The sequence below is a fragment of the Candidatus Eisenbacteria bacterium genome (assembly GCA_020847735.1).
In the GTDB taxonomy this organism is placed as follows: Bacteria; Eisenbacteria; RBG-16-71-46; order RBG-16-71-46; family RBG-16-71-46; genus CAIXRL01.
Genome location: JADLBL010000021.1, coordinates 126,167 through 142,754, shown reverse-complemented (window position 1 = coordinate 142,754; position 16,588 = coordinate 126,167). Strand labels below are relative to the sequence as shown.

At 67.5% G+C, this 16,588-nt stretch carries 10 protein-coding genes; 8 read left to right on the top strand and 2 right to left on the bottom strand.

The window, feature by feature from the left end:
• Window positions 1-62 precede the first annotated feature (62 nt).
• Together IT347_11485 and IT347_11480 are read left to right on the top strand one after the other, a co-directional pair.
• Entirely contained in the window at window positions 63-1,793 is a 1,731-nt protein-coding gene (locus IT347_11485; protein MCC6350197.1) for a DNA methylase, read from the top strand.
• A gap of 112 nt (window positions 1,794-1,905) precedes the next feature.
• On the top strand, window positions 1,906-2,667 hold the full coding sequence (locus IT347_11480; GenBank protein MCC6350196.1) for a hypothetical protein: 762 nt from the start codon (window positions 1,906-1,908) through the stop codon (window positions 2,665-2,667).
• An 89-nt stretch (window positions 2,668-2,756) separates the two neighbouring features.
• Here the strand turns inward: IT347_11480 and IT347_11475 are convergent, their stop codons facing one another.
• Window positions 2,757-4,673, bottom strand: a complete 1,917-nt coding sequence (locus tag IT347_11475; protein MCC6350195.1) for a hypothetical protein — start codon at window positions 4,671-4,673, stop codon at window positions 2,757-2,759.
• Between the two features lies 1 nt (window position 4,674).
• Complete coding sequence (locus IT347_11470; GenBank protein MCC6350194.1) at window positions 4,675-5,919, bottom strand: radical SAM protein; 1,245 nt, start codon at window positions 5,917-5,919, stop codon at window positions 4,675-4,677.
• Window positions 5,920-6,130: 211 nt separating this feature from the next.
• Here IT347_11470 and IT347_11465 point away from each other — a divergent pair, with 211 nt between their 5' ends.
• The 6 genes from IT347_11465 to IT347_11440 all read left to right on the top strand — a co-directional run bounded on the left by IT347_11465 (window position 6,131) and on the right by IT347_11440 (window position 16,577).
• Window positions 6,131-6,634: a VOC family protein gene (locus IT347_11465; GenBank protein MCC6350193.1), complete on the top strand. Its 504-nt coding sequence runs from the start codon at window positions 6,131-6,133 to the stop codon at window positions 6,632-6,634.
• A 289-nt stretch (window positions 6,635-6,923) separates the two neighbouring features.
• Entirely contained in the window at window positions 6,924-8,498 is a 1,575-nt protein-coding gene (locus IT347_11460; GenBank protein MCC6350192.1) for a tetratricopeptide repeat protein, read from the top strand.
• A 397-nt stretch (window positions 8,499-8,895) separates the two neighbouring features.
• On the top strand, window positions 8,896-10,758 hold the full coding sequence (locus tag IT347_11455; protein MCC6350191.1) for a CocE/NonD family hydrolase: 1,863 nt from the start codon (window positions 8,896-8,898) through the stop codon (window positions 10,756-10,758).
• A gap of 240 nt (window positions 10,759-10,998) precedes the next feature.
• Entirely contained in the window at window positions 10,999-13,008 is a 2,010-nt protein-coding gene (gene aroF, locus IT347_11450) for a 3-deoxy-7-phosphoheptulonate synthase (protein MCC6350190.1), read from the top strand.
• A 106-nt stretch (window positions 13,009-13,114) separates the two neighbouring features.
• A complete protein-coding gene (locus tag IT347_11445) occupies window positions 13,115-14,278 on the top strand; it encodes an MFS transporter (protein MCC6350189.1) in 1,164 nt (387 codons plus the stop codon).
• Complete coding sequence (locus tag IT347_11440) at window positions 14,271-16,577, top strand: molybdopterin oxidoreductase family protein (protein MCC6350188.1); 2,307 nt, start codon at window positions 14,271-14,273, stop codon at window positions 16,575-16,577. The genes IT347_11445 and IT347_11440 overlap by 8 nt, the downstream gene beginning before the upstream one ends.
• Window positions 16,578-16,588: the final 11 nt, after the last annotated feature.

Below are 16,588 nucleotides of genomic sequence, written 5' to 3'. Positions count from 1 at the left end.
AGACTATAAGTTACACATCTGCCCCCGCACGTTCAACCTAACCACTTGGGCAGCAAGACACTATGAACCTCATCGTCGCGCCACGCACGGACCCGATCTACAACGCCCACGGCTACCTGACCAAGGTTCCCGAAGCCGCTATCCGGCCGTTCCTCGAGCGCCACACGGGGCCCGGGGATACGGTCCTCGATCCCTTCGCTGGATCGGGTATGACTGGTGTGGCGGCCCACATCCTGGGCCGGAACGCCGAGTTGAGTGACATCAGCGTCTTAGGGCAGCACATCGGCCGGAACCTTCTGAACATCGTCGATCCGGCGGGCTTTCGGCGCGCGGCCGCCAGAGTGGTGGAGCAAGCCGAGGCGAAGACGGGGAAGTACTACTTGGCCGCCTGTGCCGCATGCGGGCAGCAGTCTCCCTTTGGGAAGATCGTCTGGTCGTTCGTCTACGCCTGCCCGGCCTGCCAGGCCGAGGTTCCGTACTACGACTTGCTAGCGGCCAACCGATGGCAAAGCGGTGGTAGGTGCCCGGCCTGCCACGTTCGATTCGACAAGCGTCGCGCACAGCGAATCGATGAGCGGCCGGTGCTCATGTACGTGACCTGCACTGCGTGCGGCAACAAGGAGCCGCGTCCTCTCGCGCCGGAAGACCTGCGCCTCGGCGCCAGCGCCGCACGCAGCCCCCTGCGCAAGCTCACCCCGAACCTGCCGATTGAGGAGGACCGGGAGATGTACCGGCGCTCTGCGCTCGGCCGGCACGGCAACACCTCCACGGCCAGCTTCTTCTCCCCCCGCAACGCTGTGGCCTTGACCGCCCTCCATCAAGCGATCCTGGCGGTCGAGGACGAGGGCCTGCGCGGCAAGCTCCTCTTTGCGTTCACGGCCATCCTGCCGCGGGCGTCGAAGCGCTACCAGTGGCACCCGAAGCGGCCGCTCAACGCGCAGAACCAGACCTACTACATCGCGCCGGTCTTCTACGAGTGGAACATCTTCGAGCTCTTCGAGCGGAAGGTCTCGGCAGCGCTCCGCGCCCAAGAACACCTGCTCGAGGAATCCGGTGCGGACACGCTCTTCAACCGCCCCTCACGTGTCCGATACACGACAGCGTCCGCCGATGCATTGATGCACCTGCCAGACGGATCCATCGACTACGTGTTCACCGATCCGCCTTTCGGCAGCAACCTCTTCTACAGCGACATGAGCCTCTTTCAGGAAGCCTGGCTTGGGGAAGTCACCGATCCACGGAAGGAAGCGGTGGTCCAGACCGAGCGCTCCAAGCACGTGCAGTCGGCGAGGGCCTATGAAGAGCTCCTCACAGGCGCACTCCGCGAGTGCGCACGAGTACTGAAGCCAGGCGGAGCGGTTTCAATCGTCTTCTCGAACAGCCGCGGCGAGGTCTGGGCCATGCTGCAGCGCGCCATCCGGACCAGCGGGTTCGCGATCGAACCCGACGAGACGGCCCTTCTCGACAAGGGCCAGCGCTCGGTCAAGGGACTCGCCAGCGGAACTGAGCACGTCGTGACAGCCGACCTAGTGATCACGCTCCGTAAGGACATGAAGGCCATCCACCCACGAGCGAAGCGGGTCAGTTCGGCGCGCGAGACGATCGCCGAGATCCTCAGCGCCGCTGGAGCGAAGGACCTGCGCACGCCGAGCACCGCGTACCTTCACGTGATTCGCGCGGCTGTGCGGCGGGACATCGACCTCGAGTCGCTTCACCTAAGCGAGGTGCTCGCAACGCTGCGCTCGCTCGGCTTCTCGGTGAACCAGCGAACGGGCCATCTGGAACGGAAGTGATTGCGCTCACGGTCGATTCGCTCGTGAGCTCCGCAAGTCTTCACTAGTGTCGAGCCCACATGCGCCCGGGCCAACCCAGACCGCGGACTGGGCGGTATGGAGGACCAGCGACATGGCCGATCTTGACCCGACAACTGCGGCGGCGTTGTGTCGCGCCCTCGAACGCGTCCTCCCACTTGAACTCCGGCGGCCGGTGGTCTGCGTGGACATCTCGTCGAGGAGTGAGCGCTGGGACATCGAAGCCCGTGATCGAAGCGGTGCTCTCCTCCGGCGCGTGAGCCACGCGCAAGTCGTTCCCGAACGGATGGCGATGGCCGGCGCCGAACTGCGCGACGTTCGCCACGCGCTGGACGGTGAGCTCCGCCAGCTTGGAGTCTCCGGCTTAGGGGTGTCGCTTCGCGGCCGACGCCTGCCCACGACCCGCCGCGAGCGTCAGACACTCGGAAAGGAACTCGCCCAGCGCGTGCGCGACCACATCGTGCACGGAACCCCGATCATCGAAGCCCCGATGGTCGCCCTGCGAGCCGGGCGCCACCCGTACGCGGACCCCGTGGCTGCCGCGCTCTCAGACGTGACTGTCCACGCGGACAGCACGCGTCGCGCGGCCCGCGCTCTGGTCTCCGGGGATGACCGACTCGGCTGCCGGATTCCGGAGCTTCACGAGGAGGTGCTCCCAGCCGTTGCAACAAAGCGTCAACGGCACGGCCATCTGACGCCGGAGCTCACTCTCGTGGTGAAAACGGTTCTCTCCGAGATCTCGCGGGCGGCCATCGTGGAGGCACGGCAGGGCGTCCAAGACCATCACCGGAGCTTCAAGTCTGTCTACGTCGGACGTTTGAAGGGGAGCCGATTCACGCTGAAGAGGCTCTACTGACCACCGCACGCTGCCATAGTCACGGGCACGCAAGTCCTATTCATTGTGAACACGACTGCCAGCCTCCAGCCGACATTGGCCTAATCGGCTCACTCTGCAGCCACTCGCATGCAGGGCCTACCCAAAGTCCGGATGAGAGCGATGTGCGTATTGTAGAATGACTTGTTGGTGTCGTCTCCGGGCTCAAACAGATGGTCGTAGCACACGATAGGACTGCTTCCCGCGCGCCGCACTGCATCGGTCGCACACTGAGTCAGGCGTCGAACACTTTGTAGGCCCGCATGTCGCATCACATAGAGCAGTGCGAGTTTCTCGACCTCCGTGACCCGGCGACCCTCTTCCGCCGCGACCGCAAGCATCTGGCTCAGGAATATCACGACGCGGTCTCCGGCATCAGGATCTGGAATCTCATGCCAATTCTCCTCTGGGATGCGGTCTAGCAAGTCAGGGCCCTTTGCGTCCTTCGCGCGTTCAGTGATCCGTGATGTCATCGCGGACATGCTCTCGCCGCAGCTTCCGACGAGCGCAACAACCCGGCTGCCGCCTCCCTTCTGCCTTGCCTCGAGATAGGGCAGCAGTAGAGGAAACGGCCACTTCTCATGAAGCTTGCCATCGCATTCGTCGATCAGGACGATCGACCTAGTGTGCGCGCCACCGGTTTCCGCTAGTCGGCGGGAGAGTCCCGCCTCATCCAGTTCTGGCAGAACGATCTTCTCGAAGGCGGAAGCGACTCCAATCCGTAAGGCAAATGCCCCCGCTTGCTCGATGAGGTAGCTCTTGCCACGACCGGGATGACCCCAGAACAGGTAGTTCGCGAGCGACTTGTCTGTGCGCTTAACCGCGTCCAGCATCTGCGTGGTCACGTCGGTGAGTCGGCGACGAACAACGTCGTCGCACCTCGCGTACGAGCCGACGACACGGAACGACGAGATGTTGAGACTTTCCTCACGTAGAACGCGTGCCTCCTCCGGCAAGAGCCGCTGCCACGGCGCATCGCCAAGCGGTGCGGCGGACCGGGCCGCGGTGCGCGAACGATGCAGTGCGCCCTTGTTCCGCAGAAGCCCAGCGATGCCGCTCGCGACGTGGTAGTTCAAGAAGGCCGGTGCTTCGTGACCACCTGGGGGGTGTCGCCATACCCCCAGGGCGTCACGGGCTCCAAGGAGCGATCGCGCAAGCTCGGTGAAGCCAGCTTCGTTGTATGAGTGGCGATCTTGCGACAGGACGTCGAAGATGGCCGCTCGTGGAAACTCGGAGATCGGCTCCTGAAGCAGACCTCCCTCGATCGGGATCATCATGCGCCACTCACGCCGATCTACGACTTCACGTGATCGCTCAAGGAGCCACTGGCGAGATGCTCTCGCGTCGAACTCGACCCCATGCGCTGTCGCGGCTCGGTACGCAAGAGCAGTCAGGTACTCTGAAGGGAGCTGCCAGTCGTCCGTCCAACAGGGTCCCACTCGGCGCCGCATCAGCCACTTCAGCGCGCGATTGACGACCCCGGGTGGCACCAGATCACCGAGGAGCGCCGCAGTGAAGAGCACTTCGCACGTGGGGTAGAGGTGACTGTCTTCACCGGGGCACGGCCCCCACGCTCCATCCGCGTTCTGAGCGTTCTGAAGCCAGGCCCAAGCATCCCGTAGGAGCACACGGTTACCATCTCGGTTCCACCGCGCCAAGGCCTGCATGGCGAAGCTCGTCGTATAGACAAGCGAAACACGGTCTCGGCGCAAGGCGGTGATCGACCATCCACCCCAAGGAAGGTACTGGTGCCTGATGTAGGTCTCGATCGCATCACCGATCCCCGCCTTGCGCTCGCCGAGGAAGGAGAACAGCGACAACCCCAAGCAGGCCCCGCCGATGCTCACTCGGCCCCTCGTTCCACCTGCAAGATCCAGCGAGAAGCCAGCCGTGGCGTGGCCGTCGTGCGTCGAGTGCAGCACACTCGTCTCGCAGAACGCGCCCAACCCGGCGAGTGCGCTCTCCGCCTCGACTTCGATCCGCTTCAATCTAGCGGACACTCGTGCGGTCCCGGAGCCAGGAGACGAACTGCGCCGCGGTCACACCAGGCATCGGGGACCGGTAGACTCCCTGTCGGTCGAAGCGTTCGAAGAGAGCCATCGGGTCGGCTGCGGCCGAGAAGACCTCGTACGGATAGTACTCCTTTGGTCGAATCTCGACCCGGAGCTCACGAAGCTTGGCAAACGTCGCCTCCACTTCGCTCCGTGTCTGCCCTGGAATCCCAAGCATGATGAACGCCTTGGGAATGATTCCTGCGTCGTGAATGAGAGCCACCTGGCTCCTCAGCTCATCCTCGGTGACGTGCTTCCCGATACGCTCTTGGGTTCGCACGTCCAGGGTCTCCAGCCCGAAGGCTATCGCGATGCAGCCAGCCTGTGCCATCGCTCTCAGCAGTTCCTGGTCAAGTCGTTCCAGGCGAGTCGTGACGATCCACTTACCGACGGACTGCCGGGCGGCAGCTCGACTGCAGAAGTCTAGCACCCACTCCCGATCAGCCGTGAACGTCGGGGCGATGAGCTTCATCGAGTTCCATCGCGCGCGCTGCTGCTCCATGTAGTCAAGCACCGCCTCAGCATCGCGGTACGCCACACCTCCGGCCTGAGCGACTGGGACGCGGCAAAACGGGCAGCGATACGGGCACCCCCGCGCGACGGTGAAGCACAGTTGATTTCGGCCGCTGATCTCGACATATCGTGCCACCGGAAGCAGGTCCAACGCAGGGAACGCGATGTCGTCGATCGTCATCGGCAGCCGAGGCGGGCACTCCTGCACCGCTCCGTTATCAGCGTACACGACGCCGTGCAGCCCATCTACCGCGAGATCTCCCCGACGCCATCGGATGTAGGAAAGGGCACTGCGCTCGTACATGGCGTCAACGATCGCCGCGTCAAAACCGTGCTCAACGTAGGTGCGTGGTGCAAACGCAGTCCCCTCCCCAAAGGACACGACTTGCGAGTCCGGTGAGATCCGCTTGCACTCCTGCGCCGCGCGGATGGCCTGGAGGCTGTTGTGCAGGTCAGTGTAGACGAGCACGAAGTCGAACTTGCTCGCATAGGCCTCGATGAACGCCCAAGCGAAGTGCTGAAGGGCCGTTCCGTCGAGGACGGTGACTTCGACATCGGGCTCCCTTCCCAAGAACGCCGCAGTCTCACCAAAGTAGGTGAAGTGCTTCTGGATTGAGAAGACGTACTCCACCTTCGGGGGCCAGACGAGGAGAATGCGGCACTGCGCCATGGCGACCTCACGTGTTCAGTTGACGACCGGTTACGCGCAATCCAGCAGTGTAGCCGCCGCCTACCGCCCTGTCTAGCCATCGGCGGAACGACACGCGGCTCGGTGGGTCGGGGACAAGGGCGCCAGTGTGCGATATCATGTAGACATGCATGGTGTGGATATATATGGCATCACAACATGGAGGACTCTGGCGCGGTGTGCGTCACGGTACATGCGACTGGCCTTGACGGTCGCGTTACTCGAAGGCGTGGACCTCACAAGCGCGCGCTTCGCAGGCGACCATCTCGGACTGCAGGCGCGGTCTGCACGGGAGTTTGACGACGTCGTGCGGACCGTTGGAGCGTATGCGCTGCCAGTGCGCCGCGAGAGCATCGACGGGCGAAGGAACTGCGTACTGCGCCTACGTCGTCCGCTGCGCGGCGGTGGGTGGGAGATGCCGCTGGTAGAGGTATTCGAACCCAAACTGCGGGAAGCGCCTCGCGACCTGCGGCCTGGTATCGAGCATTGTGCGTTTGTCGTGAGTGACTACGAGCAGTGGCTGCGGGACTGGCCGGGAAGGCGAGAGCTTGTCGCAAAGCGACGAGATAGTGCCACTCGGGTGTTTGTGAAGACATGGATCATCAACGGCATCGAGTTGGAGCTGCGGCCAGTCTCTCTGGGTAAGTTATCACTGCCGGCGAGAGGCGGGGCGACGACTGTGTCAGTTGTGTGCTAGAACCGCCCGCCAGGGAGCGATACTAAGGGTCTTCATCTTGTAGGCGCGACGCCGCCAGCACGCGCATTTGGTGTGGGTGTCTGCTCGGTAGTGCCTTGCTCGTCCTCTCCGGGTTGCCCCCTTCAACTTCCAGTCGGCGTGGAACAGCTTAACTGCTGAAGTCAGGGCAAACGGCACTCGCCAGCACTAATGGCTCGCGCGGTGACGCGCGAAGGTCCTCGCAGCTCATCATTCGCTCCTCGAGAGAACCATGACCCATGGCAGGTCTGGTGGTGGACGAGTTCGCAGGATGACGCTGGGCGCGTTCCGTGAACGGATGCAGGCTGGAGGATGGGTGCTCTGTGGCGCCGGCGTATCCAGGCTCGCGCCCACCAACGCACCGCTCGGCGACAAGCTGAGGGACGAGTGCGTCGCGGCACTGTTGTCAGATCGCAACTCGCGGCGCTGGCTTCGTAGCCTCATGCACACGCAGGCCTACCGGCGACTTCTACCCGAGAGCCTCCTGCAGGACGTCTCCTCGTTCGCCTCGGACGAACTGGACTCGCTCATGGTCGGACGGCTGACTGGTTTGCGGCCCAACGCCTGCCACAGAGCCCTTGCCGGTCTATTCCCCGTCGTCTTCACGACGAACTTCGATGTCTGCTTCGAACAGGCGCGGGCTCTTCGCGTCGTGCACCTGCACGGGTCGGTCCTGCGGCCGTCACGGATCCAGAACCGCAGTTTCCGGCTCGCCCGGACCGTGCCGGGAGCGGTGCGGAGTTTCAGGCGGGCGATCCGGGACGGGCGCCTCTTCGTGCTGGGCTACTCCGCGAGGGACCAGGACGTGCTTGAGGCGATCGCCGAGGGGAGGCCCCGTGAGATCTGCTTCCTGAGTTATGCAGGTCAGCCGCCACGGGCGTTGGCGGGGCTCGCGCCGGTCTTTCGCTGGGCACGGGGCAGCCTCGAGTCGCTGCTTCGCGTGAGGGCCCGCCGCGAGCGCGCCTCCTCCCGCCCCCGGATCGCGCCGGTCGTGCGATTGCGCGCGGGCCAGCGCTGTGCGGCGCTCCTCAATCTCGCCTCGAGGACGGGGCACTACGAGGACGCGCCGCGGGTCCTGGCGTGGTACCGCCGCCGGCTCGATCCGCACACCCGGCTCAAGTCCACGTTCATCGCCGTGGACTGCCTTCGCATGGCGGGGCGATTCGAGCCATCTGCCCGCCTGCTGGCGGCGGCCCTTCGCGAGTCCGCGATCCGCCTTCCGCGCGAGGCGGATTCGCTCTCATGGGCTTACGTGCTGCGCGGCCTACTCGCCATCGAGGGCCCGAATCAGGATGCGAGAAGCGCACTCGTGGATTACCGGCGAGGCCTGCGGGCGATTGCCCGGTTCGCACGTACGCGGAGAGGGCGTACGGCCAAGGAGGGAATCCGCGTGTGGAGGGCCAGGATCCTGAACAACGTCGGGGAGGCCTGTGCGGCCGAGGGGCGGTACTCCGACGCGGTAATCAACTTCCGGCGCTCACTGGCGATCAAGCGGCGGTTGCACGACGACCGCGGGACGGCGCAGACATTGGCCAACCTCTCGCTCACGGAGGCCCGCGCGGGCAGGCTGCACACGGCGGAGCGACATCTGGCCGAGTGCCTCTTGATCCTGAAGCGGTCACCTGACCGCTACGTGCTCGCTGACGCGCTGTCCCGACACGGCGATATGCTCGCGGAGGCTGCCGGTGTCCCAAGTCCGGGGCTCGCCTCGGCAGGAGCCGGGACGGCTAAGTGGCTAGTGGAGATCCGGCGCGCGCTCCCGCAGGATCTTCGGAGGCACGCGTTGACGCTGGCGCGCGGCGCCGCACTGCTTGAGAGCCTGGCCGCGCGCACGACTGCCTCTTGAAGCGCCGCTGGGCCGAATGTCGCCGCAGCACTGTGCCGGAAGTGTGCCGACATGAGCGACCAAATGAGGCCACTCCGGTCCACGAGGGACCAGTCTGCACGGCGAACCCCACCGAGGCTAACTCGATGGGGCTTCGGGCAACTACGTGTGTCTGGCGGTGTTCCGGTCGTCGAGGCGGGAAGGCGTCAAATGCGTCGCAGCGGGTTTCGAGACCGCCCGATTCAACCACTCTCGCACCTCTCCGCGGGCGTAGATACACGAACCTGCGGGGTTTCCGCAAGGCCCTGCGAGCGGGGCGGCGATCTGGCGGCAACGCGCTGTCGCGCGCTAGGCTGGCGCTCGAGGTTTCCGCAGGGCGTTGACTACGGCCTGGTGCCGCGATCAGGAGGAAGCGTTCATGAAGGGCGTGCTCGCACGGCTGTGGGGCATTCGGGTTTTCGTGGCGGCGGGATTGCTGGCGGGCACGACCGCCGCCCTCGGGGCGTCGGCGGAGTCGGTCGGCCCCGGCTACGACATCGAGCTGAGCCGCATGATCCCGATGCGGGACGGCGTCGAGCTCGAGGCCTGGATCACCCGACCCTCGAAGCTGGCCGGCAAGGCGCCGGCGGTGCTCGAGCTCACGCAGTACGACATTGACGGCGGCCGTCGTGGGGAACCGGTCGCGATGGCGCGGCGGGGCTACGTGTTCGTGCTCGCCTACGTGCGCGGGCGCGGGCGCTCAGGCGGGGTCAAGAGCGACGACCTCGGGCTGCAGGTCGGGCGCGACGGCCATGACCTCGTCGAGTGGATCGCTCGTCAGCCGTGGAGCGATGGTCACGTGTTCATGTACGGCGGTTCGTTCGTCGGCATGACGCAGTGGCGCACGGCCGCGCAGAGGCCCCCTCACCTGAGTGGCATCACGCCCTTCGCTCCGATCTATCCGGGCTGGGACGTGCCGAACACCAACGGCATCCCGCAGGCGTGGTCGGCGGTGATCGTGGGCTACACCTCGGGCCGCTCCCTCAACACCGGCTTCATTGACAATGCGGCGTACTGGCAGGGCAAGATGCTCGAGCAGTACGCGGGGTACCGCCCGTTCAGCGAGCTGGACGAAGCGATCGGCATCGCTCCGGACGACTGGTGGATGGCGGACTCGGCCGGACTCCGCAAGTCCTTCATGAAGACCTGGCTCGATCACGTCGGCGACCGGGCGTTCAACCTGGCCGCCGAACCGGCGGCGAAAGACTACGCGGCGATGCGCTTTCCGATCCTCACCGCGACCGGCTTCTTCGACGACGATCAGCCGGGAGCCCTGCGCTACTACCGGAGCTATTTCGCGCATGCGCCCACGGCGCAGGTGGACCGCAGCGTCCTCGTGATCGGGCCGTGGGACCACGGCGGAACGCAGCGCCCAGCAAAATCCATCATGGGGCTCACGATTCCGGACTCCGCCGTCCTCGACATGCAGGCGCTGCACGCGGGTTGGTGCGACTGGATCCTCGGGCGCGGCCCGAAGCCGGCACTGCTGCGCGACAAGGTCAACTACTTCATGCTGGGCGCGGACGAGTGGCGCCACGCCGCCTCGCTCGCGGCCGCGTCGTCGGGCGAGTCGCTGGGCTTCTATCTTTCGGCGCCGGACCACGCGCCGCTGAACGTGTTCCACTCGGGCAGTCTGGTCGGCGAGCCACCGGCGGCGGAACCGCCGACGGTCATTGTCAGCGACCCGCGGGAGCTGCCCGAGCTCGCGATGCTCTCCTCCCTCCCGGACGAAGGCCTCACCAGCCAGTTCCGCGACTTCCAGAAGCGGGCGGTCGTGTTCCACTCCGAGCCGCTGGCGCACGACGTCGAAGTCGCGGGGCACATGCGACTGAACCTGCGCGTCAGGGCCGACGCGCCGGATTTCGACCTGTGGGCGCAGGTGCTGATGATCGCGCCGGACGGCTCGGCGGTGCGCCTCGGCGAGGACATTCGCCGGGCGCGATTCCGCAACGGCCCCTTCCAGTCGGAGCTGCTGAAGCCGGGCGAGACGGTGGACATCCCGTTCGAGTTCTACTGGTCGGCGTGGCGCATCCCGGCGGGCGCGCGGTTGCGGCTGACGATCGCGCCGCTCAATTCGGCGTTCTTCCAGAAGAACTTCAACACCGGCGGCCGGATCGGCTACGAGAACATCGCCGACGCGCGTGTCGCGCACATCGAGGTGCTGCACTCCAGCCGCCTGAGCCTGCCGCTCGCGGCGCCCGCTTCGGCCCCGGCGCGAAGGTCCGGCTCCGGGCAGCGGTAGGCGGACCGGCCGGCGCTCCGGCGTCGCCGGACACAGCGAGTCGCTTGCGTTTCCGCGCGGCGCCGGGGAAAATACCGGTCCCATGACGCGCGACCGGCTGACCTTCGGCTTCCTCTTTACCCGCTCCAGGGGAGCGGGCGGAGGACGCTTGTAGCGATTCCTTCAGCCGAACGGCCACAGAAAGGCCCGCTCCCGAATCACCCGGGAGCGGGCCTTTCGCATTCCTTCGAGGAGAGGACGATGGACCTGAACACGATGCGTGAGCAGCTCGAGACGGTGGACGCCACCCTCGTGGACGCCCTGGCCGCGCGCCAGGGACTGGTCCGGGAGGTGGCGCGCCTCAAGCTCGAAAGCGGCGGCGCCCTGCGCGACCTGCCCCGCGAGGAGGACGTGCTGACCCGCGCCGTGGAGCGCGCCCGCGACGCCGGCCTCGACGGCTTCCTGGTGACGCGGCTCTTCCGGGAGATCCTCGGGCACTCCGTGCGCACCCAGGAGTCCGCGCTGCTCACTGCCGGCACGGGCGCGGCGGGTGCGATCCGGGTGGGCTACCAGGGCAGCGAAGGGGCCTACAGCCATGGCGCGGCGAGGCGACATTTCGGGCCGCGGAAGGAGGAGGCCACCTACCTCGGCTACGACGGCTTCGAACCGATGCTCGAGGCGGTGGTGACCGGTGAGCTGGACTACGCCGTGCTCCCGCTCGAGAACACGACTTCGGGATCCGTCACCCAGTCGTACGACCTGCTGGCCCGCATGGACCTGGCCCTCGTGGGCGAGGAGATCCAGGAGGTCGAGCACTGCCTGCTCGCCCTCGAGCCAGTCCCGCTCTCGCGCATTCGGCGGGTCTTCTCGCACCCGGTGGCGCTGAGTCAGTGCGGGCGCTTCCTCGCGGGGCTCGGCGAGTGTCGTGTCGAGGCGTTCACCGACACGGCCATGGCCGCCCGCCGCGTCCGCGACGAGCAGGATCTGTCCCAGGCCGCGGTGGCCAGCGAGGAAGCCGCACGGCTGTACGGCCTCGTGGTCCTCGCGCGCGGCATCGCCGACCAGAAGGAGAACCTCACGCGCATGGCGATCGTCGCGAAGCGGCCCGTCGTCTGCGATCTGCGCGTGCCATGCAAGACATCGCTGCTGTTCACCACGCGCCACGAACAGGGCGCGCTGCTCTCCTGCCTCGGCGTGTTCGCGGATCATCACCTCAACCTGACCAAGCTCGAGTCGCGCCCGCGGCCTCGCAACCCGTGGGAGTACCTTTTCTACGTGGACTTCGATGGCAACCTGGCCGATCCCGACGTGGCCCGCGCGGTGCGCGAGCTTCAGGCCCGCAGCGGCTACGTGAAGGCGCTGGGGTCCTATCCGTCGCGCACCACGGCCGAGGCGCGTCCCGCTCAGCCGCGGCCGAAGGTTTCGCGTGCGGTGGCGGCCACGCCGCCGCAGCCCGCCGCGACGAGGCCGGCCACAGCGAAGCACGACGAAGCGCTGGCCTCCCGGAACCACCGCGCCGAGGACACGCGCGTGGTGGTGGCGGGCGTCACGATCGGCGGGCCGCGGCCGGTGATGATCGCCGGCCCGTGCGCGGTCGAGTCCCGCGAACAGGTCCGCGCCTGCGCGCGGGTCGTGAAGGAGATGGGCGGCGGCCTGCTGCGCGGCGGCTGCTTCAAGCCACGCACCTCGCCGTACTCGTTCCAGGGCCACGGCTACGAAGCGCTCGACTGGCTCGCAGAGGCAGGCGCCGAGGCCGGACTGCCGATCGTGACCGAGGTGCTGCACCCGGCGGACGTCGGGCCGGTGGCGGAGAAGGCCCACGTGCTCCAGATCGGCGCCCGCAACATGCAGAACTTCTCGCTGCTCAAGGAGGTCGGCAGGGTGGACCGCCCCGTCCTGCTCAAGCGCGGAATGAGCGCGTCCATCGAGGAACTGCTGGGCGCCGCCGAGTACATCCTCGCCCACGGGAACCAGATGGTGATCCTGTGCGAGCGCGGGATTCGCACGTTCGAGACCGCGACGCGCAGCACGCTGGACCTGAGCGCGGTGCCGGTGCTGCGGGAGCGCACGCACCTGCCGGTGCTCGTGGATCCTTCGCACGCGGTCGGAGTGCGGCGCTTCGTGCCGCCGCTGTGCCGCGCGGCGCTGGCGGCGGGCGCGCAGGGGCTCATGATCGAGATCCACCCCGATCCCGAGCAGGCGCTCTCCGACGGACCGCAGTCCCTCACGTTCGGGATGTTCGAACAACTCATGTGCGGGCTGATCGCCTGACGGCCCGCGGGCCCTGCCGACCGGGGACGGCCTTCACCGATTGGCCATGCGCCGCTCGCGCGGGTTACGCTCGCGGCGCAGCCGCACACGGAGGTCTCGCGAGGTCATGAACCGAACGAACTCACGCCGCGACTCGGCCGGACCGATCGCCTGGGGCGTCGCCGCGACGCTCGTGCTGGGCGCGCTCATCGTCGTCGGTTCGCGCAACCTGGCGCACTTCGACGCCGCGCTGGTCGCCTACACGTTCGCGGCGCTGTTCGCCACCTTCGGCCTGACCTACCGCTACGCCATGTGGCTCAAGCGGCCGCCGACCGACTTCTACTGGCGGCGGGGCTGGCAGGTGTTCTTCCGCCGCGGGCGTCGCTTTCGCCACCTCGGCGGCCTGGCCGCGCATTCATTCGCCGACATCGCCCTCAACCGCTTCATCTGGGCGCGCGGCCGACTGCGCGGCCTGACCCACGTGCTGCTCTTCTGGGGCTGCGTGCTGGCGGTCGCGATCACCTTCCCGCTGGTGTTCGGCTGGCTCGCCTTCGAGTCGGTGGCGGGCTCGCCGTCGGTGTACCGCCTGATCGTCTTCGGCTTTCCGGCGTTCGCCTTCCCGAGCGACTCGCTCCTCGCCTTCCTGCTCTTCCACGGCCTGGTGTGGGCCTCGTTCCTGGTGATCGCGGGCGTGATGCTGGCGATGCGCCGGCGCATGCGCGAAGAAGGCGCGGCGGCGCTGCAGAGCTTCTCCGAGGACTTCCTGCCGCTCGTGCTGCTGTTCGCGGTCAGCCTGACCGGGCTGATGCTGACCGCGAGCTACACGTGGATGCACGGGTACGCCTACGACTTCCTCGCGATCCTGCACGCCATCACGGTCATCTTCACGTTCCTGTGGCTGCCGTTCGGCAAGTTCTTCCACGTGTTCCAGCGCCCGGCGCAGATCGCGGTCCGCTTCTACAAGGAGGTCGGGCGCGAGGAGGCGCTGGAACACTGCGCCCGCTGCGGGCACGGCTTCACGTCGAAGATGCATGTAGAGGACCTGATCGAGGTCGAGCGCCGCCTGGGATTCGACTACCGGATCCAGAGCACGGGCGGCGGCGGGACCGACCACTACCAGCGTGTCTGCCCGCCGTGCCGCCGCGCGCTGCTCGCCACCGCGCAGGGGGCGGCATGGCGCGGGGTGCGCGGCGGAATCCTCGTCGCGCCGGGCGCCGCGCCGGCGCACGTCAACCCCGGCATCGGCGAGGGGCCTCTCGGCCGCTCCGACGCGGAGAACTTCCATGGCTGAACCTGTCGCGGCCCCGCCGGCCGCGCGCCACACGCATCTCGATCCGCCCGCGGGCGACCCGTTCGGACCGCACCCGGCATGGTCGGCGGGCCAGCGGCTCGACACCGGCGTCGAGCCCGACCGCGTCGTGGACACGCACTGCTGCTTCTGCGGCCAGCAGTGCGGCATCCGCCTCAAGGTCAAGGACGAGCAGGTGGTCGGCTTCGAACCGCGCTACGACTTCCCGTTCAACCGCGGCATGCTCTGCCCCAAGGGCATCAAGCGCTACCTGCAGGGCTCGCACCCCGACCGGCTGCTCACCGCTCTCGAACGCGACGGGACGGCGCCGGGCGGTTTCCGGCCCATGGCCTACGAGCGCGCGATCGAGCGCGCGGCCGCCGAGATCCGCCGCATCCAGGAAACGCACGGCCGCGACGCGATGGCGATCCTCTCGGGCGCGAGCCTGACCAACGAGAAGGCGTACCTGATGGGCAAGTTCGCCCACATGGCGCTCGCGACCTCGAACATCGACTACAACGGCCGCCTGTGCATGGTCTCGGCCGGCGCCGGCAACAGCAAGGCGTTCGGCGTGGACCGGGCGGCGAATCCGTGGAGCGACATCCTCGGCGCGCAGGTCGTGTGGATTTCGGGCGCCAACGTCGCCGAGTGCGCACCCATCACCACCGACTACGTTTGGCAGGCGCGCGAGCGCGGCGCGAAGGTGATCGTGGTGGATCCGCGCCTGACGCCGATCGCCCGCACCTGCGACCTGTTCCTGCCGATCCGGCCCGGCACCGACGTGGCGCTGTTCAACGGCGTGCTCCACCTGATGATCGGGAACGGCTGGCTGGACCGCGACTTCATCGCCCGCTCGACGGTGGGCTTCGACGAGGTCGAAAGGCACGTCGCCGAATGGACGCCGGCGCGCACCGCGCGCACGACCGGCATCGCCGAGACGGCGATCCGCAGGGCGGCCGAATGGTGGGGAACGGCGAAGACCAGCTTCCTGATGCACGCCCGCGGCATCGAGCATTCGAGCCACGGGGTTCAGAACGTCCTCGGCGCGATCAACCTGGTGCTGGCCTCGGGCCGGATCGGGCGCGAGTTCTGCGGCTACGCGACGATCACCGGCCAGGGCAACGGACAGGGCGGCCGCGAGCACGGCCAGAAGTGCGACCAGCTTCCCGGCGGCCGCAAGCTCGCCGACCCGCAGGCTCGCGAGTTCGTCGCCGGGATCTGGGGCATTGGCGCCGACGAGCTGCCGCAGCCGGGCGTGGACGCCTACGAGATCTTCCGCAAGGTCGAGCGCGGCGAGATCCGCGGGCTGCTGTCCATCTGCTTCAACCCGGCGGTGTCGCTTCCCGACAGCGATTTCGTGCGGGCGATGCTCGACCGGCTCGAGTTCTACGTCGCCATCGACTTCTTCATGAGCGAGACCGCCCGCCACGCCGACCTCGTGCTGCCCGGCTCGCTGCACGAGGAGGACGAAGGGACCGTCACGACGGCCGAGGGTCGCGTCATCAAGATCAACAAGGCGGTGAGCTGCCCCGGCGAGGCGCGCGAGGACTGGCGCATCGTGCAGGACCTGGCCCGCGCCCTTGGGCGCGAGCGCGGCCTCACGTTCGCCGGCCCGCGCGAGATCTTCGAGGAGCTGCGCGCCGCCTCGCGCGGCGGCGTGGCGGATTACTCCGGGATCACCTGGGAGAAAATCGAGCGCCAGCAGGGCGTCTTCTGGCCGTGCCCGGCCGACGACCATCCGGGAACGCCGCGGCTGTTCGAGCCGGGATCGTGGAACGTCGTGGCGAAGGGCTCGGGGCCGTTCTACTTCCCCGACGGCAAGGCGCGGTTCAACGTCTCCACCTACACGCCGCCGGCCGAAGTGCCCGACGCCGACTACCCGCTCATCCTGACCTCCGGCCGCGTGATCAGCCAGTTCCTCTCCGGCACGCAGACGCGGCGCATCGGGCCGCTGCTCGACATGGACCCCGAGCCGTTCATCGAGCTGCATCCGCACCTCGCCGGGCACCTGGCCATCGCCGACGGCGACTGGGTGACGGCCGAGACGCGGCGCGGACGGCTCACGCTGCGCGCCAGGGTGGTCGCGACGATCCGGCCCGACACGATCTTCGTGCCCTACCACTGGCCGGGCCGGCGCAGCGTCAACCGCCTGACGATTTCGGCGCAGGATCCGATCTCGAAGATCCCCGAGTTCAAGGCCTGCGCCGCGCGGCTGCAGCCCGCGACCGCCGACGAGGCGCGCGAAGCGGCCGCCGCCTCGTCCCCGCGCCGCGCGCCCGCCCGGCCCACGGCCGGGGCCTGAGGAAGCACGCC

Bases quoted from the DNA above. Each gene is read 5' to 3' on its own strand.
- IT347_11485 (MCC6350197.1), top strand. From the start codon at position 63: ATGAACCTCATCGTCGCGCCACGCACGGACCCGATCTACAACGCCCAC.
- IT347_11455 (MCC6350191.1), top strand. From the start codon at position 8,896: ATGAAGGGCGTGCTCGCACGGCTGTGGGGCATTCGGGTTTTCGTGGCG.
- aroF (MCC6350190.1), top strand. From the start codon at position 10,999: ATGGACCTGAACACGATGCGTGAGCAGCTCGAGACGGTGGACGCCACC.
- IT347_11460 (MCC6350192.1), top strand. From the start codon at position 6,924: ATGACGCTGGGCGCGTTCCGTGAACGGATGCAGGCTGGAGGATGGGTG.
- IT347_11480 (MCC6350196.1), top strand. From the start codon at position 1,906: ATGGCCGATCTTGACCCGACAACTGCGGCGGCGTTGTGTCGCGCCCTC.
- IT347_11445 (MCC6350189.1), top strand. From the start codon at position 13,115: ATGAACCGAACGAACTCACGCCGCGACTCGGCCGGACCGATCGCCTGG.
- IT347_11470 (MCC6350194.1), bottom strand. From the start codon at position 5,919: ATGGCGCAGTGCCGCATTCTCCTCGTCTGGCCCCCGAAGGTGGAGTAC.
- IT347_11465 (MCC6350193.1), top strand. From the start codon at position 6,131: ATGCGACTGGCCTTGACGGTCGCGTTACTCGAAGGCGTGGACCTCACA.
- IT347_11440 (MCC6350188.1), top strand. From the start codon at position 14,271: ATGGCTGAACCTGTCGCGGCCCCGCCGGCCGCGCGCCACACGCATCTC.